At 61.8% G+C, this 19,577-nt stretch carries 16 protein-coding genes, 2 pseudogenes and 1 riboswitch; of the genes and pseudogenes, 8 read left to right on the top strand and 10 right to left on the bottom strand.

Annotation, left to right across the window (positions count from 1 at the left end):
* The first annotated feature begins 7 nt into the window (after nucleotides 1-7).
* From B9A97_RS26440 to B9A97_RS30265, 3 genes and pseudogenes are all read left to right on the top strand, one after another.
* Entirely contained in the window at nucleotides 8-2,689 is a 2,682-nt protein-coding gene (locus tag B9A97_RS26440) for an ATP-binding cassette domain-containing protein (RefSeq protein ID WP_084368825.1), read from the top strand.
* A 16-nt stretch (nucleotides 2,690-2,705) separates the two neighbouring features.
* Nucleotides 2,706-3,233, top strand: coding sequence for a cyclic nucleotide-binding domain-containing protein (locus B9A97_RS26435; RefSeq protein WP_084368824.1), 528 nt, complete (start codon nucleotides 2,706-2,708; stop codon nucleotides 3,231-3,233).
* 95 nt (nucleotides 3,234-3,328) lie between these two features.
* Nucleotides 3,329-3,720 (top strand): annotated as a pseudogene (locus B9A97_RS30265) (transposase); the annotation flags it as partial.
* A gap of 272 nt (nucleotides 3,721-3,992) precedes the next feature.
* Here the strand turns inward: B9A97_RS30265 and B9A97_RS26420 are convergent.
* The 9 genes from B9A97_RS26420 to B9A97_RS26380 form a co-directional block, all read right to left on the bottom strand.
* The gene (locus tag B9A97_RS26420) at nucleotides 3,993-4,796 is read right to left on the bottom strand and encodes an ABC transporter ATP-binding protein (RefSeq protein ID WP_084368823.1); all 804 of its coding nucleotides are present in this window, start codon (nucleotides 4,794-4,796) and stop codon (nucleotides 3,993-3,995) included.
* Nucleotides 4,793-6,550 carry a dipeptide/oligopeptide/nickel ABC transporter permease/ATP-binding protein gene (locus tag B9A97_RS26415; RefSeq protein WP_084368822.1) on the bottom strand — a complete coding sequence of 586 codons (1,758 nt, stop codon included), beginning with the start codon at nucleotides 6,548-6,550 and terminating at the stop codon, nucleotides 4,793-4,795. The genes B9A97_RS26420 and B9A97_RS26415 overlap by 4 nt, the downstream gene beginning before the upstream one ends.
* Nucleotides 6,543-7,505 (bottom strand): nickel ABC transporter permease, encoded by a 963-nt coding sequence (gene nikB, locus B9A97_RS26410; RefSeq protein ID WP_084368821.1) that lies wholly within the window; start codon nucleotides 7,503-7,505, stop codon nucleotides 6,543-6,545. The genes B9A97_RS26415 and nikB overlap by 8 nt, the downstream gene beginning before the upstream one ends.
* 4 nt (nucleotides 7,506-7,509) lie before the next feature.
* Nucleotides 7,510-9,042, bottom strand: coding sequence for an ABC transporter substrate-binding protein (locus B9A97_RS26405; protein WP_084368820.1), 1,533 nt, complete (start codon nucleotides 9,040-9,042; stop codon nucleotides 7,510-7,512).
* A gap of 1 nt (nucleotide 9,043) precedes the next feature.
* Complete coding sequence (locus B9A97_RS26400) at nucleotides 9,044-9,841, bottom strand: (2Fe-2S) ferredoxin domain-containing protein (protein ID WP_244564367.1); 798 nt, start codon at nucleotides 9,839-9,841, stop codon at nucleotides 9,044-9,046.
* A 100-nt stretch (nucleotides 9,842-9,941) separates the two neighbouring features.
* Nucleotides 9,942-10,133: riboswitch (cobalamin riboswitch) on the bottom strand.
* A 42-nt stretch (nucleotides 10,134-10,175) separates the two neighbouring features.
* Nucleotides 10,176-11,378, bottom strand: coding sequence for a zinc metallochaperone GTPase ZigA (zigA, locus tag B9A97_RS26395; protein WP_084368819.1), 1,203 nt, complete (start codon nucleotides 11,376-11,378; stop codon nucleotides 10,176-10,178).
* A gap of 72 nt (nucleotides 11,379-11,450) precedes the next feature.
* On the bottom strand, nucleotides 11,451-11,864 hold the full coding sequence (locus B9A97_RS26390) for a Fur family transcriptional regulator (RefSeq protein ID WP_084368818.1): 414 nt from the start codon (nucleotides 11,862-11,864) through the stop codon (nucleotides 11,451-11,453).
* Nucleotides 11,865-11,940: 76 nt separating this feature from the next.
* Nucleotides 11,941-13,176, bottom strand: coding sequence for a zinc metallochaperone AztD (aztD, locus tag B9A97_RS26385; protein ID WP_084368817.1), 1,236 nt, complete (start codon nucleotides 13,174-13,176; stop codon nucleotides 11,941-11,943).
* 42 nt (nucleotides 13,177-13,218) lie between these two features.
* On the bottom strand, nucleotides 13,219-14,208 hold the full coding sequence (locus B9A97_RS26380; protein ID WP_084368816.1) for a CobW family GTP-binding protein: 990 nt from the start codon (nucleotides 14,206-14,208) through the stop codon (nucleotides 13,219-13,221).
* A 118-nt stretch (nucleotides 14,209-14,326) separates the two neighbouring features.
* Here B9A97_RS26380 and aztA point away from each other — a divergent pair, with 118 nt between their 5' ends.
* From aztA to B9A97_RS26355, 5 genes are all read left to right on the top strand, one after another.
* Nucleotides 14,327-15,127 (top strand): zinc ABC transporter ATP-binding protein AztA, encoded by an 801-nt coding sequence (gene aztA, locus B9A97_RS26375; protein ID WP_084368848.1) that lies wholly within the window; start codon nucleotides 14,327-14,329, stop codon nucleotides 15,125-15,127.
* Nucleotides 15,120-15,986 carry a zinc ABC transporter permease AztB gene (gene aztB / locus B9A97_RS26370; RefSeq protein WP_280164100.1) on the top strand — a complete coding sequence of 289 codons (867 nt, stop codon included), beginning with the start codon at nucleotides 15,120-15,122 and terminating at the stop codon, nucleotides 15,984-15,986. The genes aztA and aztB overlap by 8 nt, the downstream gene beginning before the upstream one ends.
* An 18-nt stretch (nucleotides 15,987-16,004) precedes the next feature.
* The gene (aztC, locus tag B9A97_RS26365; protein WP_084368815.1) at nucleotides 16,005-17,012 is read left to right on the top strand and encodes a zinc ABC transporter substrate-binding protein AztC; all 1,008 of its coding nucleotides are present in this window, start codon (nucleotides 16,005-16,007) and stop codon (nucleotides 17,010-17,012) included.
* A 71-nt stretch (nucleotides 17,013-17,083) separates the two neighbouring features.
* On the top strand, nucleotides 17,084-18,205 hold the full coding sequence (locus tag B9A97_RS26360) for a CobW family GTP-binding protein (RefSeq protein ID WP_084368814.1): 1,122 nt from the start codon (nucleotides 17,084-17,086) through the stop codon (nucleotides 18,203-18,205).
* A gap of 2 nt (nucleotides 18,206-18,207) precedes the next feature.
* Nucleotides 18,208-18,498, top strand: a complete 291-nt coding sequence (locus B9A97_RS26355; protein ID WP_084368813.1) for a hypothetical protein — start codon at nucleotides 18,208-18,210, stop codon at nucleotides 18,496-18,498.
* 362 nt (nucleotides 18,499-18,860) lie between these two features.
* Here B9A97_RS26355 and B9A97_RS26345 read toward each other — a convergent pair.
* Nucleotides 18,861-19,483: pseudogene (locus B9A97_RS26345) on the bottom strand (transposase zinc-binding domain-containing protein).
* Nucleotides 19,484-19,577 lie beyond the last annotated feature (94 nt).

Raw genomic sequence — 19,577 nt, 5'->3', positions numbered from 1 at the left:
GACAGCCATGACATCCTTGCCATCCATGCGCGACGACCTTCTACCGACCGGGAGCGCGCATCCCCATGTGCTCAACGATCCGGCGCAGCGGCTGCTGGTGCAGCGCGGTTACCTCGATGTCTTTGCCGTCTTCGGCGCGCCGCTGGCCGGTCGGCGCCAGTTCCTGTTCCGGCTGGAGGCCGGCGCGCTGGCTTGTGGCATCTCGCCGGCAACCGCCGCCGACGGGCGACTTTTGACGCTGTTGGGCGTGGGCGGTGCCGATAGCGAGCTTGTGCCGTTGCGGCTGGGGGAGCCTGTGCGGGAGACGGCAGCTGCCGCTTGGCTTGCCGCAATGGAGGATGCCGCCGATCTGCGGCGCCAACTCGGCGGGCTTGCCCTTGGCGATGCCAATAGACGCGCCCTCGATGCCGTTTGCGCCCGTGTCCTGATGCGGGAAGCGTCTCAATCGGCCAGCGACTGGCGGGAACGGCGGCGCAATTTTGGCGACGCCACGACGACGGCCGCGCTTGCGGGCCTGGCCGGCGTTGCGGGAACATCGGCCGGCGGCACATCGCGGGCGGCAGGTGCCGTGGCTGCAGGCGATCCGCTGAAGGCCGCACTGGTGATGGTGCTGGAGGCGCTGAGGGTGGCGCCGCAGCTCGAAGCTTTCGACATGGCGGCTGAGCTTGCCGCCGAAGATGACCGGCTGGCGATGGTGCTTCGGCGCCACCAACTGATCCGGCGCACCGTCCTGCTGCGGCCGGGATGGACCGCCCAGCCGGGTGCGCCGCTTCTCGGCTTTCTCGGCTCGGAGCGCCGGCCGGTGGCGCTGCTGTATCGGCGCGGGCGCTGGTGGCTGCATGACGCCGGTGTGGCCCGGCCGATTGCGCGCGATGGCCTTGAGGCCAGCGGCGTGGACGGACTGGCATCGGATGCCGTGCAGGTCTATCCAACCTTGCCGGCGCATTCGCTCCGCTTCCGCGACCTGTTTTCCTTCGGCTTTGCCACGATCGGTGCGGATCGTCCGCGGCTGATCGGGCTGATGCTGGCTGCTGCGATCCTGGCGATGCTGGTGCCCTACGGGTCGCGTTTCCTGGTCAGCGATGCCATTCCCTATGGCGACATGGCCATGGGCGGCATGATCATCGGCGGACTTCTGGCCGCGGCGCTGGCCAAGACTGTGTTCGAAGCCGGCAAGAGCCTGACCATGCTGCGTTCGGAACTGGGCTTCGAGTCCCGTCTTCAGCCGGCGCTGATCCTGCGACTGCTGCGCCTGCCGCCTGCGTTTTTCCGCCTCTATGCCGTTGGCGACCTGACCGACCGGGTGCTCGGCATCCAGCGGGCGCGCGAAGTCATTACCGCGAGCTTCACCAGCGCGGCTGCAAGCAGCGTGTTCAGCGTCATCAGCCTTGTGCCCATCATGACGGTCGATGTGCGGCTTGGCTTCACCGTGCTTGGCCTTGCCATCGTGCTCGGCGTGGTCAATGCGGCGATCAGCTATCGCGGCCTCGTGCACGAGCGCCTGCGCATGGCACAGAAGGGCAAGCTCGACAGTTTCGTCGTGCAGATGCTGATGGGTCTTGGAAAACTGCGCGCATCTGCCAGCGAACAGATGGGCTTTGCCCGGTGGGCTGCGTTGTTTTCCAGCAATATGCGCCATTCCGTGGCTGCCGGTCGTTGGGCTAATCTTCAAGCGACAGCCGATGCCCTGTTGCCGCAGCTTGCGACGCTGACGCTCTATGCGGTGATCCTCTATCTGATGAAGTCTGACATGACCAAGGCAGCGACGGCTTCCGCCGGCGGGGTCCCCTTTTCGTTGGCCGATTTCGTATCGGTTACCACAGCCTTCGCCCAAGTGCTCGGCGCGATCTCGTCGCTCGCCGGCGCCCTGACCCAGTCGCTGGTCGCGATCCCGCTGATCGAGCGGGCGAAACCGATCATCTTCTCTGAGACCGATGCACCGCCCGCCAACAGCCGTCCGGTGACGCTGCAGGGGGGCGTTGATATCCGCAACGTGTCGTTCCGCTATACGGAAAAAAGCCCGCGGGCGCTGGATGATTTCAATCTGCGCATCGAAAAGGGCGAGTTCATAGCCGTAGTCGGCGCCTCCGGCTCGGGCAAGTCCACGCTGCTGCGGCTGCTGCTCGGCTTCGACCGGCCTGAGCAGGGCGATATCTTCTTTGACGGCCACTCGCTGAACCGGCTCGACCTGGCGCAGGTGCGCCGGCAGGTTGGCGTGGTGCTGCAGCATGGTCGCATCATGTCCGGCAGCATCAACGACAACATCGTCGGCGAAAGCGGGCTTGGCATGGAAGATGCGCTGGAAGCGGCGCGTCTGGTCGGTCTCGACAAGGATATCGAACAGATGCCGATGGGCATGCACACCGTGCTGCTGGACGGTGGCGGCACGCTGTCGGGCGGCCAGCGCCAGCGCATCCTGCTGGCGCGCGCCCTGATTACCCGGCCCTCCATCCTGCTGCTCGACGAGGCGACCAGCGCGCTCGATAACCGTACCCAGTCGATCGTCACCCAGACATTACAGGCGCTGCCGGTAACCCGTCTGGTGATCGCCCACCGCCTCAGCACCATCGAAAGCGTGGACCGGATCGTTATGCTCGAACGCGGCAGGGTCGTGGAGACGGGCAGTTTTTCCGAACTCATGGCGATGGATGGGCATTTTGCCACCCATGCCCGCCGCCAACTCATCTGACAGCAAGGACAGGCCCATGCGCAAGGTTCTCTACATTCTCGGGCAGCTCGACGATGCCGATATCGCCTGGATGGGCCAGAATGGCCGCAAGCGCCAGCTGGCGAAAGGTGAACGGCTGATCGAGGAGGGCCGCCAGACCGAGCATCTCTTCATCGTTCTCGATGGCCAGGTCGATGTGCAGGTTGCGGGCGTCGGCACGGTCGCCAGCCTTTCGAGCGGCGAAATCCTCGGCGAAATGTCCTTCGTCGACAAGGCGCCGCCCTCGGCAACCGTTGTGGCTGTGCGCGACGCCCGTGTGCTGGAGCTTGGGAAGCGGCTTATGGAGGAGCGACTGGCTTCCAATCCGGCCTTTGCCGGCCGCTTCTACAAGGCATTGGCGATCTTCCTGGCCGACCGCCTTCGCACGACCACGCAGCGCAAGAACGGTGCGGGTGCCATCATTCCGGAAGACGAACTCGACGACATGGTGCTCGATGGCGTCTCGATGGCCGGCCTGAGGTTCCAGCATCTGCTGGGGCTGCTGGACAAGGCGCAGGAAGCATAGCGTACTTCCTGTCAATCTGGGTTGATTATGGGATGGTCCGCCCTTCCGAGGAGATCGAGTATGATGTCCTATTCTTGAAGGGAAGGAGCGGAGCCATGCATATTTCCATTTTGGGTATCGACTTCGGGAAGAACAACTGCAGCGTTGTTGGGGGGTAAATGACTGCGGCGCTGTGGTTGTCCGTCGAACGATGCCGCGGCCGACATTGATTGAATGCGTTGAGAAGCTGCCAACCTGCGTGATCGCGATGGGGGCCTGCTGTGGCGCTCATCATCTTGGCCGGCTCTTTACGGCGAGAGATCATCAGATAAGGCTGATGTCGCCGGACTACGTCCGCCCATATGTAAAGCCGCAGAAGAATGATGACAGAGATGCCGAGGCTGCATCACGACCGACCATGCGGTTTGTCGAACTGAAGAGCCAGGAGCAGTTGGATATCCAGACGTTGGATCGGTTTCGATCACGGCGGGTTGCGGAGCGCACGGCATCCTAGAGCCTTTCAGGGTTAACTAGAAGCGTTCTGCCGGAGCAGATTTTCGTCAGGGCAGAGGCGATTGGCGACGGGCATACCCTGGGTCAAGTCCGAGCCGATCGCCTCTGATCCTGGCGGAAAGATGCCCGGCCCTTCGGGCTGGCTGAAACGGGCCGCCTGGCCGACGACCGGCTTGGCCGTAGAGTCTGGCTACGACGCGCGCCGGTCGGTCGACCATCCGACTCCGTTTGAGCCAGCAGAACGCTTCTATCTAACCCTGAAAGGCTCTAGAGGCAGGCATATGGGGTTGATCCATGGTCGGGTCTGTGGCGATCGTCGAATTCCGGAAGGGGCAGAACAGCTTTCAGGAGCGACTGCGTGTAGGGATGCGCGGGGTGAGCCAAGACCTCATCGGCCTGTCCGCTTTCGACCACCTTGCCGTGGTCGAGCACCACGATCCGATGGCAGATATCCGACACGACGGCGAAATCATGGGTAATCAGCAGGTAGCTGATGCCGGAGGTGCGATGGAGGTCGAGCAGAAGCTCGATGAGTTGCGCCTGGACGGAAACGTCAAGGGCTGACAGCGGCTCGTCCAGCACCAAAAGTTCGGGCTCTGGTGCCAGCGCGCGCGCCACGCAGAGGCGCTGGCACTGTCCGGTGCTGAGCTCATGTGGATTGCGGTCAAGCAGGTCGCCGGTCAGCGCCACGTTGTCGAGCAGTCTCAGCACGCGCGCCCGCCGTACCGCAGCGCTTTCGCCGGGCAACCAGTTGTCTAGTGGTTCGTTCAGCAGTTGGCGAACCGTCCAGCGCGGATTGAGACTGGACCGTGGATCTTGGAACACGGCCTGCATGCCCCGCCGGGCGCTGCGACGCACCGAACGGTCCGCCAGCGATCCGCCATGCCAGAGCATGCGCCCGCCATCGGGACGCTCCAGGCCGAGCACGCATTTGGCAATCGTACTCTTTCCGGAGCCGGACTGGCCGACAAGGCCGACGATCTCGGCTTTGCCCACCGAAAACGAAACCTCGTGAAGGACTTCGCGGTTCTTGTAGCGCTTGGAGAGTTCCTCCACTGACAGAAGGGTCATTCCGCAGCCTCCTGTTTCAGGCGCAGTCGCCGCCCGGGCATCGCCGCGATCAGGTCGCGAGTATAGGGATGTTTGGCATGGGCAAAGACGTCGTTCGTTGCGCCACGTTCTAGGACCTCTCCGCCGCGCATGATGACCACCTTGTCTGCTACCCGGGCCACGACACGCAGGTCGTGGGACACAAACAGCATGGACAGTCCGTAGCGATCCTGCAGGCTGCGCAGAAGGTCGAGAATGTGGAGCTGGGTCGAGACATCCAGCGCCGTCGTCGGCTCATCGGCAATCAGGAGCGCTGGACGGTTGATGATCGCCATGGCGACGACGGCGCGCTGGCGCATTCCGCCGCTGAGCTCGTGCGGGAATTGGTGGATGACGCGCTCCGGCAGATGTACCTCGTCCAGGACTTCGCGAAGCCGGTGCTCAAGTTCCGCGCGAGACGGCGCAAGATGGGTCTGCATCACCTCGCGGATCTGATCGCCGACGCGCAACACCGGATTGAGCGCTGACAGCGGGTCCTGGTTGATCAGCGATACGGAGCGGCCCCGGACACGTTGCCAGTCATCCCAGGACCATGACGCGGTGTCTTGTCCGAACAGTCTGGCGCTGCCGGCGGTCAGAGCCAGGGGTGGCCGGGTGAGCCCAAGGGCAAGAGTTGCCAGCGTGCTCTTGCCCGAGCCGCTCTCGCCGATCAGGCCGACGCATTCCCCCCGTTCGACGGTCAAGGAAACATCGTTGAGAATCCGTCGTCCGAAGAAAGGAGAACGACGATCGGTGACCTCGATCCGGACGCCGCGCATCTCGAGGGCGGGCAGACCCTGGGGCCCGTCTGCCGACGGTTGCGCGATAGTCAGCGCGGAACGCGGCTCATTTTTGGCCCGCCAGCGTGGAAGCTTCAGCCAGTTGCGCGGGCCGTGGACAGGGCGACCTTCCACGCCGTCGCGGACGATGTCTCCGAAATAGTTGGCGGCCAGAACGACGATGAAGATGGCGAAGCCGGGCGCCAGGACCAGCCATGGGGCGACCTCCATGCTGTTGCGACCTTCATTGAGCATGGCGCCCCATTCCGGTGACGGCGGTGGCACGCCCAGTCCTAGAAACGACAGTGCCGAGATGGCGAGAATGAGATTGCCGATATCGAGCATGGCGAGCACGAGGATCGGGCCGATCAGGTTCAGCGCGATGTGGCGTGTCAGTATCGTTGAGGTCGGCGTGCCCAGGCAGCGCGCTGCCGATACATAGCCCTCCTGCGCCACCTGCAGCGTAAAGCCGCGGATGATGCGCGCATAGGCCGGCCAGGCGACAACGGAAATGGCGATGATCAGAGGCACCATGCCGCCGCCCATCAGTGCCGCCACGGCGATGGCCAGCACAAGCCGGGGAAAGGCCAGCAGCACGTCGATAATCTTGGTCAAGACAAGATCCACGGCGCCGCCGAAATAGCCCGCGACGACGCCGACTGTGACACCGATCGACATGACGATCAGTACGGCGCTGGCGGCCACCATCAGCGAGGTGCGCCCGCCGTACAGCAGACGGGTCAGGACATCACGACCGAAATCATCGGTGCCGAGCCAGTTGATCGCGTTTGGTGGCAGGAGCACCTGCTTGAAATCCGTGCTCACGGGACTGTGGTCCGAGATGAGCGGCGCGGCGAGCACGGATATCACTAAAGCGGCGACAAGGGTAAGAAGCACGATGCCGATGACATCGCGGCGAAGGCCAGATGCGAAGCGGTGAAGGGCGCGATCAGACATTCCCGAGTTCCTCGACGCGGACCCGCGGGTCCAGGAAGCGGTAGAGAATATCCATCACGAAATTGATGATGACGAACAGCGTTGCCATCAAAAAAGTGAAGCCCTGAATGACGGGATAGTCGCGGCCGGCAATGGCCTCGACCATGTAGCGGCCGACGCCGGGCCAGGCAAAGACGGTTTCCACCACGGCCGCACCTCCAAGAAGGCCGCCGGCGACCAGGGAGGCGGCGGTCAGGACAGGGATCAGGGCAGGGCGCAGCGCGTGCCTGAACAAGAGCGTGCTGCGCTTCAGTCCCTTCGCCTCGGCCATCAGCATGTAGGGCTGCGACAGCGTATCGAGCAGACTGGCCCGAAGCAGGCGCGAGGTTGCGGCGGCTATGCCGACACCGAGCGTCACGGCCGGCAGAATGATGCTTTCGGGGCGCCTGCCGCCCATGGCCGGCAACCAGCCGAGATTGATGGCGAAAAGATAGATCAGCAGGACACCCAGAAAGAAGCTCGGCAGAGATTCGCCGACGAGGCTGAAGATCCGCGTCACGTGATCCGTGCTGCGCCCGGCATAGAGGCCGCCGAGAATGCCGCTTGGAATGGCGATGATGAACATGACGAGCAAGGCGGCACCGCCAAGTTTCAGGGTTGCCGGAATACGCACCGCCAACTCTCCCGCAATCGGCTGGCGGCTGCGCAGGGATGTACCGAGATTGCCGGTGACCACACGCCCCAGCCACGCTGCATATTGCTGCGGCAGCGGGTCACTCAGCCCCATCTGGTCGCGGACATCGTCGATATCCCGTTGGGTGATCTGCGCCGAATCCAGTCCAGGCTCGACCATGGTCAGCAGAACGGCCGTGGCGGGATCGCCCGGGATAAAGCGAAGCATCAGAAAGACGATGAGGCTTATCCCGAGCAGGACCCACACGCCCGCCATTGCACGTTTGAGCGTGTAGGCCAGCATGGGTTCATTCCGCCGCGATATACATCGACGGGGTTATGTCGCGTGGCCGTTCCGGATCAACGCCTGCAACGCGCTTGGCATGGGCAATGCCGATCAACTCCGAATTGGCGACGTAAATCAACGCCTGATCCGCCATCACCTTCTGCTGGATCTCGCGGGCCAGGGCGAAACGCTTTTCGGTATCGGCCTCCGTGCGCAGTTGGTCGATCAGGGCGTCGACCTCGGGGTTCGCATAGCGCTGCCAGTTCTGCGTGGAATCCGAACGGTAGAAGCTGGAGAGCTGGCCGTGCAGGTCGCCGGTCGCCGTGCCGCAAGAGCAATAGGTCGCGATATCGAACGCACCATCCAGCATGATCTGGTTGGACGCGGTCGGCTCCACCACCTGCAACTTGGCGGAGACACCGATCTTGCGCCACTGCGCCTCAAGCGCGATGGCCACCGTCTGCCACCAGCCATAGGTCAGCACGTTGAATTCCAGCTTCTTGCCGTCCCGTTCGCGGATGCCATCCGCACCGGGCTTCCAGCCGAGTTCGTCCAGAAGCGCCTTGGCACGCTCGGGGTTGGTTTCCTGCCTTGTCTCGATGGCATAAGGAAGGCCCGCCGGGAAATGCCCGGTCGAATGGGTGGCGAAGGGCGCCATAACGCCATCGACGATCTCGTTGCGATCCGTTCCGAGGCTGAGTGCTTCCCGCAGTTTGACATCCTGGAGCAGCGGATTGCGATAGTTCATCCAGATGTTCCAGTTGCTCTGGTTGACCGCCGGAAAATTGTAGTCGTCGCTGCGGATATAGGCGCGGCGCTGTTCGAACTGGACGTTGGCATCCATGTCAGCCTCGCCTGATTGCATGGCGAGATAGCGGGTCTGGGGATCGACCACGAAGCGTGCCTCGAGCCGCTTGAGCTTCGGCTGTTCGCCCCAGTAGCCCGCGAAGGGTTCCGCCACGACGAGTTCGCCTGGTACGAATTCCGTCGGCTTGAAGTAGCCTGAGAGATCGGCTTCCAGGGCATAGCGTTCGCCAAGCTCGGCCACCCGCGCGACATTGTGTATAGCGATCGTCACCGTCTTGAACAGGAAGGCCGGGTCCGGGCGCTCGGTGCGGATCTCCAGTGTGGTCGGGCCAACGGCTTTGAAACTCGCGCCTCGCAGGATAGAGGCCGCGCGCTTGTTCTCTTTCTGGTGGCGCTCGAAGGAGGCTTGCACCGATGCGGCATCGACGGGTGCGCCGCTCCAGAACACCGCGTTTGGCCGAAGTTCTATCCGCCATACGGTGGGCTCTACCAGTTCCCAGCTAGCTGCAAGCGCGGGGATCAGGCGGGACCCGTCCAACGAGGCATGCACTAGCGGCTCGGCGAAGCCGTTGTTGATAATGCGCTGGGCGTCAATGTTGATCGGATCAAGCGAGCGCGGCATATTTGCCGTCACGAGGCGCAAAACCTGCTCGTCTTCAGGTGCGGCGTCCTGCGCGAAGGCCGGCGAGGTGACAGTCGCATAGGCAGTCGCCAGCGCCGCCAGCGTCACCCGCGTTAGATAATTCATGTTATTCTCCTGTTGATGGTGATTGTTCGGCCACGATGCGAAGCCGCTGTTTGCGGCCGGTCGGCTCGTAGGCAAAGTCCTGAACGACCCTGCCTCCCAGCAGGTGTTCGGTGATGATGCGGTCGATGGCCGCCTCGGTGACCCCGCCGTAATAGGTTCCTTCAGGAAAGACCTGCAGGACAGGGGCGAGATTGCAGGGGCCGAGACAGGTGGATTTTGCCGTCATCGTGCCGTCGCCCGTTGTCCTCAGCTTCAGGCGCTGCTGCTCGTTGCGCAGATGGCACCAGAGGGCGTCGGCACCTGCGGCATTGCAGGGACCGCCCTGGCAGACCAGGACCCGGCGTTTCTGGTCCGGCACAAGGGAACCTTCGGCGAGGGATTTCTGATCGACGGCAAGGTCTAGGGATGTGGCTGAGGCGACCAGATCCTCGAGCAGCGCGGCCATGACTGGACTTGCCGCAATGTGTCTGGTGACCGCTATCTCCGGCCATGGCCGGTGGTCCTCGTTTCGCCAGCGGCGGATCACCTTTTGCAGCCAGGTCTGAAAGCCGGGCTCCATGGGCAGAACAAGCGGGACGATGCTGACATGAGAGCAGCCCTCGCCGACCAGCGCCAGAAGCGCGTCCTTGAGAGACGGAGTGCCCTGTTCGGTGAAGGCGTAACGCACGACAGCGTCAGGCCGGTGTTCTGCCGTGACGCCCGCAATGCGCGCCATGTCGGCGTGAGGCGCCGCGGCAAAAGCGGATTTCGCGATGAGAAGAACGGCGCGCCGTTCGTCGGGTTCTGTCTGTGTCGTCACTGCGTGCCTCGCGCGTGAACGGTCGAGGCTTGCAACGAAATGACGACGCACGTGAACCCGCGGTTCACGGACGAGCCATTCCGGCGGCAGACCCCGACCGCGGAATTCTATCTTGTCAGGCAGGTCTCCTGGCTCACGGGTCAGTGCCTTCCCCTGTCTTCCCAACCCTTGCGGGTCAGTGACGTATTAGGAGACGGCTCGCCGTTTACAGTTGCGGGACAGCTCCGGTATCGCACCGGATTCCCTCTTAGCTTCCACCAGAGATGGAAGAACCTTGACCTGACGATTTCTACATGATGGGTCCCTGCTGTCAATTGACAGAAGGCACCGGGTTTCAGGCCGCCTTTCGGTCCCAGCTTGCAAAGGGATCTGGCAGGTTGCGCCAGAGCTCCGGAACGAAGACCGGGCTGTCGATCAGACACGCATCCAGCTCCGCGCGGATTTTTGCCTCATCCATCGGGTCGGCGCCGATGAAGACGATTTCCTGGCGGCGATCTCCCCAGACTGGGTCGAGATAGGGCTTCATCATGTTGAGGAAGCTCGGATCCTGCGGCCATTGCTCCCTTGGAACCGAGGTCCACCAGAGGCCCATCTTGCCGGTTCGCACCAGTGCACCGGCCTGGCTGATCTCACCCACATGATGCGGCCGCGTTGCCAGCCAGAAGAAGCCTTTGGCACGCACCACGCCCGGCCAGGACCTATTGATAAAGTCCTGGAACTTCATCGGATCGAACGGTCTCTTGGCACGGTAGACGAAGGAGCGGATGCCATATTCCTCTGTTTCCGGGATATGATCCTTGAAGCCGTGCAGCTCCTTGTACCAAAGCGGATGCGTCTCGGCCTTGGCGAAGTCGAAGCGACCGGTGCCCAGCACGTCCTTCAAGTCCACCTTGCCGAAATCGGTTTCGATGAGCTTGGCGTCCGGGTTGAGACCGGTGATGATCTTGCGCGCCGCATCGTGCTCGTCGGGCGTTGCGGTGCTCACCTTGTTGAGGATCACCACATCGGCAAACTCGATCTGTTCGACCAGGAGATCGACCAGCGTGCGGCTATCACCTTCGCCTGCCGTCTCCCCTCGGTCGGATAGGAAGTCCGTCGAACTGTAGTTCTTGAGCAGGTTGGCACAGTCGACCACGGTGACCATCGTGTCGAGCCTGGACACATCGGCCAGGCTTTGACCGTTTTCATCGCGGAAGTCGAAGGTGGCGGCCACTGGCAGTGGCTCGGCAATGCCTGTCGATTCGATCAGCAGGTAGTCGAAGCGATCCTGTTCGGCCAGAGCCCGCACTTCCTGCAAAAGGTCGTCGCGCAGGGTACAGCAGATGCAGCCATTGGTCATTTCGACCAGTTGCTCCTGGGTGCGGGACAGATTGGCGCCGCCTTCGCGGACCAGGGCGGCGTCAATATTGACCTCGCTCATGTCGTTGACGATCAGCGCCACGCGCATGCCGTCTCGATTGGTGAGGATATGGTTGAGCAATGTTGTCTTGCCGGCCCCAAGGAAGCCGGAAAGGACGGTGACGGGAAGCTTTTTCATGGGTGCATCCTTGATATGGTATAACATAACATCATTTGACCGAGTTTTGAGCGGGATTGGCCGCGGCCACGATCAGTCACAACAGGCGCAGAGCCCATGAACCTCGATCGTGGTGGAGCGGATCTTGAAGCCGCTGCTACGGGCATGGACGCCAAGAGCGTCTTCCACCATCTCGCTGTGGAATTCATCAACCTTGCCGCAGGACTCGCAGATCTGGAAGGCCGTGATACGCGGATGAATCTGCCCATGTTTGGAATGACTGCAGACGACGAAGGCATTCAGGCTCTCAAGCCGATGAATACGGCCAGCCTCAATCAGCTTGTCCAGCGCACGGTAGACCTGCAGCGGCGCTTTAAATCCGTCATCCCGCAGGCGGTCGAGAATCCGATAGGCGCTCAGCGGCTGATCTGAGGATTGCAGCACCGACAACACGAGGCTTTGGTTCCTCGTCAGTTTCAGATCATTGCAATGAACTGCCTGCAACATGGTCATCTCCGGAAGGTGACGCTGTGAGCTGAAGGCCCGGTCCTGTTTTAAAGCTCCGGGCCTCCCGTCTATCGGTTTAGTGAGACGCGCCCGAGCCGCCGACGGCAACGATCGAGAAGGGCTGGCCTTCCACCGGGATGGTGCGCGTTTCCTTCAGGGTCTCGGCATCGACGACGCGAACCAGGGAGTGGCGCGGATCGGTGATCGCGACCTGGCCATCGGCGACGGCCAGCCGCGGGCGGGGATCGCGCCAGTGACCATCCTTGCTGTAGGGTTCGGTCACCCGGGCCTTGTTCACGATCTCACCCTTGATAACGTCGAGCACATGCAGGTCGCCGTCTTCCGTCAGGATATAGGCGTTGCGTGGTTCGGCGGGATCGAGGAGGAAGTCCACGCGGCGTGTCGGCAGTTCCACCAGCTTGAAAGGCTGTTCGGCGTCAGGATCGATCAGCACGACCTTGTCTTCACCGTAATTGCCGAGGAAGAACTGCATGGCCTTGCCACCGAGCAGTGTCCCGGTATAGCCCTTGGGGAAATCGGCAGGGTAGGTCAGCATCTCAAGTTTCGGCCCATCGACGCCGCCGGGCCGGGCGACGAGAACACCTTCCTTGCAGCCGAAAGCCACGAGGCGCGCCGAGGTGGCTTCGCCATGCAGGTCCTTGCAAGGAGTGACCTCGCCAACCTGCTTGCCGGCTTCATCGACCACGCGCAGACCGACACGCGGCGGCAGTTCATCCGGCTTGGTTTCGACCTCCGTGTTCGGCACTGACACCAGCACCTTGTTACCCATGGTCACCGCCACGCCATGGTGCGGTTTGATCGTATCCACCGTTTTCACCTCGGCCTTGCCTTCGAGAAGGGGGGCTTCATCGATGATTTCGGCCTTGCCGCCGCGGTCATAGAACAGGATGGCGTGATCGTCATGCGGCACGACGTGGAATGGTCGCTTGCCCTCGAAGGTCACCGGCAGAAGAGCGACATCCGAGACATCGAGATCCCGATGGTCGCCATGGTCGGAGAAGTCGATGCCGGTCTTGATGACATGAACGATGTCATGATCGGACTGGGTCGCAAACACAGTCTGGCCCGAGGCGCTGGCAGTCAAGGCCGCGTAGCCTTTCACGTCATAACGAGCGATTTCCTTGCCATCGGTGAAGTCTATGGCCCGCACCACTGGCTGCGTGTGATCGGCAACGAACAAGCGCCAGGCCTCGTTGGTTTCGTGATCCTCCGCAAGTGCGCCGGATGCGGCAAACGCCAGGCCGGCGGCAATCGATGCCAGCAGGTGATTGCGGATGAGAGACAGTCTCATGGGCTTTATTCCTTCACGTTGTCATTTTAAGTATGGGACGGGTTACTCAGCGGCCTGTCTGACCGCACGGCATTTGGAAAAACCGTCGCTAATGATGTCCTTTGGCAGGTCGCGGCCGATGAAGACCAGCCGGCTCACCCGCTCTTCGCTTTCCTTCCAAGGCCGCTGATAATTGCCTTCCAGCAGCATATGGACTGCCTGGACGACGAAACGGTCGTCGTCACCAACAAAGGAGATGATCCCCTTCATCCGCAGCATATCCATGCCGAAAGCCTGAACCGTCGATTGCATCCAGTTCATGAACCGGCCCGGATCGATCGGTTCCCGCTCGATGAGCGAGAAGCTGGTCACATGATCGTCGTGCTCATGATCGTGCTCTTCCTCAAGAAAGCCGGGCTCGACCTCAAGGATTCGATCCAGGTCGAACGCCTTGCGGTCCAGAAGGCTCGATATATCGATGTCGCACCGCTGTGACCTGATGATGCTGGCGGTTGGATTGATCCGGCGAATGCGCTGCTCCACCATCGTCAGTTCAGTGTCGTCAACCAGATCAGTTTTATTGAGGATGACGGTATCAGCGAATGCCAACTGCTCCTGGGCCTCGTGCGCCCGGTCGATTTCGCCGAGCAGATGCTTGGCATCGACGACGGTAATGATGGAATCGAGACGCGTCTTTGATCGCACGTCCTCATCGACGAAAAATGTCTGCGCCACCGGCGCCGGATCGGCGAGACCTGTCGTCTCGATGAGGATACCGTCGAAGCGGTCACGCCGGCGCATCAGGCCTTCGATAATGCGGATCAGGTCTCCGCGCACGGTGCAGCAGATGCAGCCATTGTTCATCTCGAACACGTCTTCGTCCGACTCGACGATGAGATCGTTATCAATGCCGACCTCGCCGAATTCGTTGACGATGACGGCGAACTTCTTGCCATGGGGCTCCGTCAGGATGCGGTTGAGCAGCGTGGTTTTGCCAGCGCCGAGATAGCCAGTCAGCACCGTTACGGGGGTCGGTTCGTTCTGTTGCCGCATGATCATTCTCCTGGATTGATCGATCATCGATTGCTTCATATAATGTTATTACGTAACATTTTATTTGACGAACGTAATAACATTACATATGCAGTCGCTGTCAATCCCCGAGGATGCAATGAGCGACATTTGCCTTGAATTCGATAATTTCACACTGGGATACCAAGGCCATGCTGCTGTTCATCACCTCAGCGGTCGGGTGGAGCGGGGTTCACTCACAGCAGTCGTCGGCGCGAACGGCTCGGGGAAATCGACGCTTCTCAAGGGTATTGCAGGGATCCTGAAGCCGATCAGCGGTCACTGCACGGCGCATTTTCGTAGACTGGCCTATCTGCCGCAGCAGTCTGAGTTGGATCGCAGTTTCCCTGCTCGCGTTATCGATCTCGTGTCGCTGGGTTTCTGGCAGCGCCGCGGCCTGCTTGGCTGGGTAACGCCGCAGGACAGGGCGGGTCTTTCCGCTTGTCTGAAGGCGGTGGGCCTTGCCGGGTTCGAGACTCGGCCGCTTGACAGTCTCTCCGGCGGCCAGATGCAAAGGGCGCTGTTTGCCCGCACCATGCTGCAGGATGCCGACCTGATCCTGCTCGACGAGCCCTTCAACGCGGTGGACGACAGGACCATCTCCGACCTGATCACGCTGATAAAGGCCTGGGTTGCCGAGGGGCGTACCGTCCTGTGCGTGCTGCACGATCACGCCCTGGTGCACCAGTATTTCCCGCAAACCATGCTGCTGGCGCGCAAGCTCGTGAGCTGGGGGAAAACTGTGGATGTCATGACGCCCGACAATCTAATCCGGGCCAGGGGCTTTCAGGAAGCATGGGACGAAAACGCGGGCTGGTGCGAGGAGCGGCTTACCGAGACGGGTCACGGGCACCCACATCCCGAACGGGAGTCCTTGAAGGAGGTCGTTCGCCTTGCTTGATTATCTGTTCGGACCGTTCCTCCAATACGGCTTCATGCAGCGCGCGCTTTTCGGCTCGCTGATCCTGTCGATCTCCTGCGCACCGGTCGGCGTCTTCCTGATGCTGCGGCGCATGAGCCTGACGGGGGATGCCATGTCTCATGCGATTCTTCCGGGAGCGGCCATCGGTTTCCTGTTCTTTGGTCTGGAAATCATCCCCATGACGGTTGGCGGCATCGCCATTGGCCTTCTGGTCGCGTTCGGCTCCGGTCTTGTTTCTCGCTTCACGGTGCAGAAGGAGGACGCGTCGATGGCGGCCTTCTACCTGATATCCTTGGCGGTCGGGGTGTTGATCGTCTCCTGGCGTGGCTCGAGCGTCGACCTCATGCATGTGCTCTTTGGCTCGGTCCTTGCCCTCAATAACCAGGCGCTCGGGCTTATCGTCGGCGTCGCCATTGTCACATACGCGGTGCTTCTCGTTTTCTGGCGCGGCCTTGTTGCCGAATGCCTCGATCCTCTCTTTCTTCGCTCGGTCAGCCGGATCGGCGGGCCGGTCCACCTGCTTTTCCTGGTGCTCGTGGTGCTCAATCTCGTTGGCGGGTTCCAGGCCCTTGGCACGCTTCTGTCGGTCGGCCTGATGATGTTGCCGGCGGTCGGCGCGCGCTTCTGGTCAAACGACGTGCGCAGCCTGTGCATCATCGCCATCGCCATCGCGATGCTGTCGTCGGTCAGCGGCCTTCTCCTCTCCTATCACGCATCCATGCCATCGGGCCCCGCGATCATTTTCATCGCCGGTGCCTTCTATCTCTTTTCCGCCTTGGTGGGCCGCCGGGGAGTGCTTGCGAGCCTCTTCGTCTCCGGCCGCCATAAGACTGCCTGAAGCCAAAAGGAGCTTTCCATGTTCAGGACCTTGACCCTCGCCACCTATACCAGCCTGCTTGTCGTCGGCGGCATTGCATCCGGCGCATCCGCGGCCGAACTGAAGGTCGTCGCGAGTTTTTCCATCATCGCCGACCTCGCCAAGAATGTCGGCGCCGATCGGGTCGAGATCACCGCACTCGTCGGCCCCGATGGCGACGCCCATGTCTACCAGCCCAGGCCGTCCGACGCGGCAGCGCTCGAAGGTGCCGACGTCGTTCTCGTTAATGGTCTGGAGTTCGAAGGCTTCATGTCCCGCCTGATCGAAACCAGCGGTACCAAGGCTTCCGTTGTCGAGGTCAGCAAGGGCATCGAACCCCTCAAAAACGCTGAAGACGAGGATGAGCACCACCATGAGGGCGAGGAGCACGCCGCGGCGGGCCACGATCACAAGCACGCCGAAAAGGAAGAAGCCGGTCATCACGATCACGAGCACGAGGGCCATCATCACCACGGCGAGTTCGACCCCCATGCCTGGCAGTCGATTCACAATGCCGAGGCCTATGTGAAGAACATCGCCGATGCCTTCTGCGCAGCAGACAAGGCCGGCTGCGCGACCTACACCGCCAATTCCGAGGCCTATCTGGCAAAGCTTGCCGCGCTGGAGACCGAGGTGAAGGCTGCCGTCGATGCCATTCCGGCCGAGAAGCGCACCATCATCACGTCTCATGATGCCTTCGGCTATTTCGCGCGCGACTATGGGCTGAAGTTCATTGCGCCGGAAGGCATTTCGACAGAGGCGGAAGCATCGGCAGCCGACGTCGCCAAGCTTGTCGACCAGGTCAAGGAAGACAAGGCGTCCGCCATCTTCCTCGAAAACATCACCAATCCTCGTTTGATCGAGCAGATCGCCGCGGAAACGGGGCTGACGGTTGGCGGCACGCTCTATTCCGACGCGCTTTCGGGAACAGACGGCCCGGCATCCACCTATATCGACATGTTCCGTTACAACGTGAAGACCATCAAGTCGGCGATTGTTGGCGGCTGATCCACCGGGCCTGCCTGGCGCCACCGCCGGGCGGGCCTAATGTTCTGGAAGACGGAGCGCAGGTTGAGACGATGATCGGCGGGCTGCTCAGACGATTGCGCAAGACACCCGTTGCCACGGAGGATGAGGTGAGACGGCTCTACGATTCCGTGCCGGTCACGCTGCTGACCGGGTTTCTGGGCTCTGGCAAGACAACCCTTCTGAACGACATTCTGGCCGATCCGGCTATGAATGGGACGGCGGTCATCGTCAATGAGTTCGGCAGCGTGCCGATCGACCACGACCTGGTTCGCACCGGGTCGGAGACCTATTTCCGCACGACGACGGGCTGCATCTGCTGCACCGCGACCAGCGATGTCCGGGCATCTTTATCCGATCTGCATGAGGCGCGGATGCGTGGCGAGGTGCCGCCCATATCGCGGGTCATCATCGAGACCACGGGCCTGGCCGATCCCGCCCCCATCATCAACAGCATCATTCCAGGCGGTGCCTTCGCCATGGGTCTTCGAGACCACGTGGTGGCACGCCACTTCCATCTCGCCAGCGTCGTCACCGCCTTCGATGTGCTGAACGGCCGGGCGACGCTCGATAGCTTTATCGAGGGCTGGAAGCAACTTGCCTTTGCCGACCACGTGGTCCTTACCAAAACGGATCTGGTGACGGAAAGCCATGACTGGGCGGCCGAACTCAGCATCCTCAATCCGTCGGCCCGCTATCATGACCGTCACGACACAGGCTTCCAACTGCCGTCACTCATCGGTGAGGGCAACTACACAATCTCCGGCAAGGCCGACGACGTGCCGGGATGGCTGGCGATGGAACGGCTGGCAAAGCATCCAGACCACGCCCACGACCCAAACCGTCATGGTGATGAGATCGAAGCCATAAGCCTGTCCCACGACGTGCCGCTCACCCCGCAGGCGGTGGAGACCTTTCTCCACATCGTGACGACCAACACGACCTCAGGTCTTCTTCGCATGAAGGGCATATTTGCGCTGACGGACGATCCGGACCGCCCCCTGGTGGCGCATGCGGTCCAGCACAGGCTCTATCCGCGACAGCGCCTGGAGCGCTGGCCAGACGGTGACCGCACGAGCCGCGTGGTGCTGATCGGCCAGGACATGCCGATCAAACCTATCCGGGAGCTGTTCGACGTGCTGGCGCCCGGTTCGGCGAAAACACAAAGAGCTTGATCATGGCTGCGCCTTTCGTCAATCCACTCTCGCGCGGTTCCGCCGGTGTCGTGGGCAAGGCCCGTGACATCAAGGCCTGGACCCGTGAGCTTTTTGGTCTGTCGGATGACGCAGTTGTGTCCGTGAACGAGCTTGCCTGTCATATGCCGGGATGCCCGCCAAAGGAGACGGTCGTCCTGATGATGTTGGCAGATCGAACGGTTCAGGTGTCGATCCACAAGCCGATGCTGGATGTCAGCAGGGAGGATATAGCTACTGCATCGAGTAAAGCGAGCGGCGGCGGTGGCCAATGAGTGGTCATCCTCTCGGATGTCCGGTTTTTTAAAGCGGTGCCCTGGGAGTTGACTGTCCGCTCCCGCGAAGAGTTTCGGGCGCCGGCAGGCGTACGAAAGTCCCCGAGGAAGGAACCCGCGGACCCCAGGCTGATGCTATGGAGATTTCGATTTGCGGCTGATGCGTGCGGTGGGGAGCCCGCAGCTAGAAAGTGGATCGATGGCTACGGAAAGGCCGCTTTGTTTCGCACCCGTGCGGCTTTGACAGCCCGGCGCCCGGCTCGCCGCAACCCTGTCGACGGCGTTGATCCCCACGGACGCATGTCGGTCTGCCGCCGGAGGCGTGATGCCTGCGGTTGAAGTCTTGGCCATTCCATGCCGGGTCATGAAGCTGTCTCCTGGGTCGTCGTTGTCGCATCTGGTGGTCCTCGCGGCTGCTTCCAGCGTGCAAAGACCTCGATGACAATCATGCGTCCGCCACAGCAGGAGCATGGCGGGCGGAAGTCATCGTGTTCGCCAGGAACGGTATCATCTGCCGGTACGGCGACGTGCAGGAGTTCGCGCGCAAGCGCAAGGCTGGTCTTTCGGGCAGAGCCTGCAAGAAGGCCGTAGTGCCGGATACGATGGAAGCCGCGCGGCAAGACATGGAGCAGGAAGCGGCGGATGAACTCATCGACGGCGAGCGTTCGGCAACCTCGGCCGGCAGCGTGAACACGACGTGGAAGTAGCCGACCGGAAGCAGATCGGCCTCGCGTTCGGCAAGCCATGCCCGCGCGGCGGCACCCTGGCATTTTGGGCAGTGCCGATTGCGGCAGGAGTTGTAGGCGATCCGCCACTGGCCACAATCCTCACAGGCCTCGACGTGACCGCCAAGGGCAGCAGTGCGGCAGTTCTCAACCGCCGACATCACCTTTAGTTGCGGCAAGCTCAAATGTCCTGCATGCGCGCGTCGGTACGCCGCCCCGGCCGCACGGAAGATGTCGGCGACCTCGATAGAGGCACGCATGTTGGTTATGGGATGGCCCGCCCTTCCGAGGACGTCGAGTATGATGTCCTTTTCTTGAAGGGAAGGAGCGTAGCCATGCATATTTCCATTTTGG

Origin of the sequence: Rhizobium sp. RU36D, assembly GCF_900176345.1 — a bacterium.
Taxonomy (GTDB): Bacteria; Pseudomonadota; Alphaproteobacteria; order Rhizobiales; family Rhizobiaceae; genus Allorhizobium.
This window is presented reverse-complemented; position numbering and strand designations above follow the sequence as displayed.

Excerpts from the sequence above, each read along its gene's own strand:
- B9A97_RS26390 (WP_084368818.1), bottom strand. The coding sequence starts at position 11,864 with ATGTTGCAGGCAGTTCATTGCAATGATCTGAAACTGACGAGGAACCAA.
- B9A97_RS26440 (WP_084368825.1), top strand. The coding sequence starts at position 8 with ATGACATCCTTGCCATCCATGCGCGACGACCTTCTACCGACCGGGAGC.
- aztD (WP_084368817.1), bottom strand. The coding sequence starts at position 13,176 with ATGAGACTGTCTCTCATCCGCAATCACCTGCTGGCATCGATTGCCGCC.
- B9A97_RS26360 (WP_084368814.1), top strand. The coding sequence starts at position 17,084 with ATGATCGGCGGGCTGCTCAGACGATTGCGCAAGACACCCGTTGCCACG.
- nikB (WP_084368821.1), bottom strand. The coding sequence starts at position 7,505 with ATGCTGGCCTACACGCTCAAACGTGCAATGGCGGGCGTGTGGGTCCTG.
- zigA (WP_084368819.1), bottom strand. The coding sequence starts at position 11,378 with ATGAAAAAGCTTCCCGTCACCGTCCTTTCCGGCTTCCTTGGGGCCGGC.
- B9A97_RS26420 (WP_084368823.1), bottom strand. The coding sequence starts at position 4,796 with ATGACCCTTCTGTCAGTGGAGGAACTCTCCAAGCGCTACAAGAACCGC.
- aztA (WP_084368848.1), top strand. The coding sequence starts at position 14,327 with ATGAGCGACATTTGCCTTGAATTCGATAATTTCACACTGGGATACCAA.
- aztC (WP_084368815.1), top strand. The coding sequence starts at position 16,005 with ATGTTCAGGACCTTGACCCTCGCCACCTATACCAGCCTGCTTGTCGTC.
- B9A97_RS26405 (WP_084368820.1), bottom strand. The coding sequence starts at position 9,042 with ATGAATTATCTAACGCGGGTGACGCTGGCGGCGCTGGCGACTGCCTAT.
- B9A97_RS26380 (WP_084368816.1), bottom strand. The coding sequence starts at position 14,208 with ATGCGGCAACAGAACGAACCGACCCCCGTAACGGTGCTGACTGGCTAT.
- B9A97_RS26435 (WP_084368824.1), top strand. The coding sequence starts at position 2,706 with ATGCGCAAGGTTCTCTACATTCTCGGGCAGCTCGACGATGCCGATATC.
- B9A97_RS26415 (WP_084368822.1), bottom strand. The coding sequence starts at position 6,550 with ATGTCTGATCGCGCCCTTCACCGCTTCGCATCTGGCCTTCGCCGCGAT.
- B9A97_RS26355 (WP_084368813.1), top strand. The coding sequence starts at position 18,208 with ATGGCTGCGCCTTTCGTCAATCCACTCTCGCGCGGTTCCGCCGGTGTC.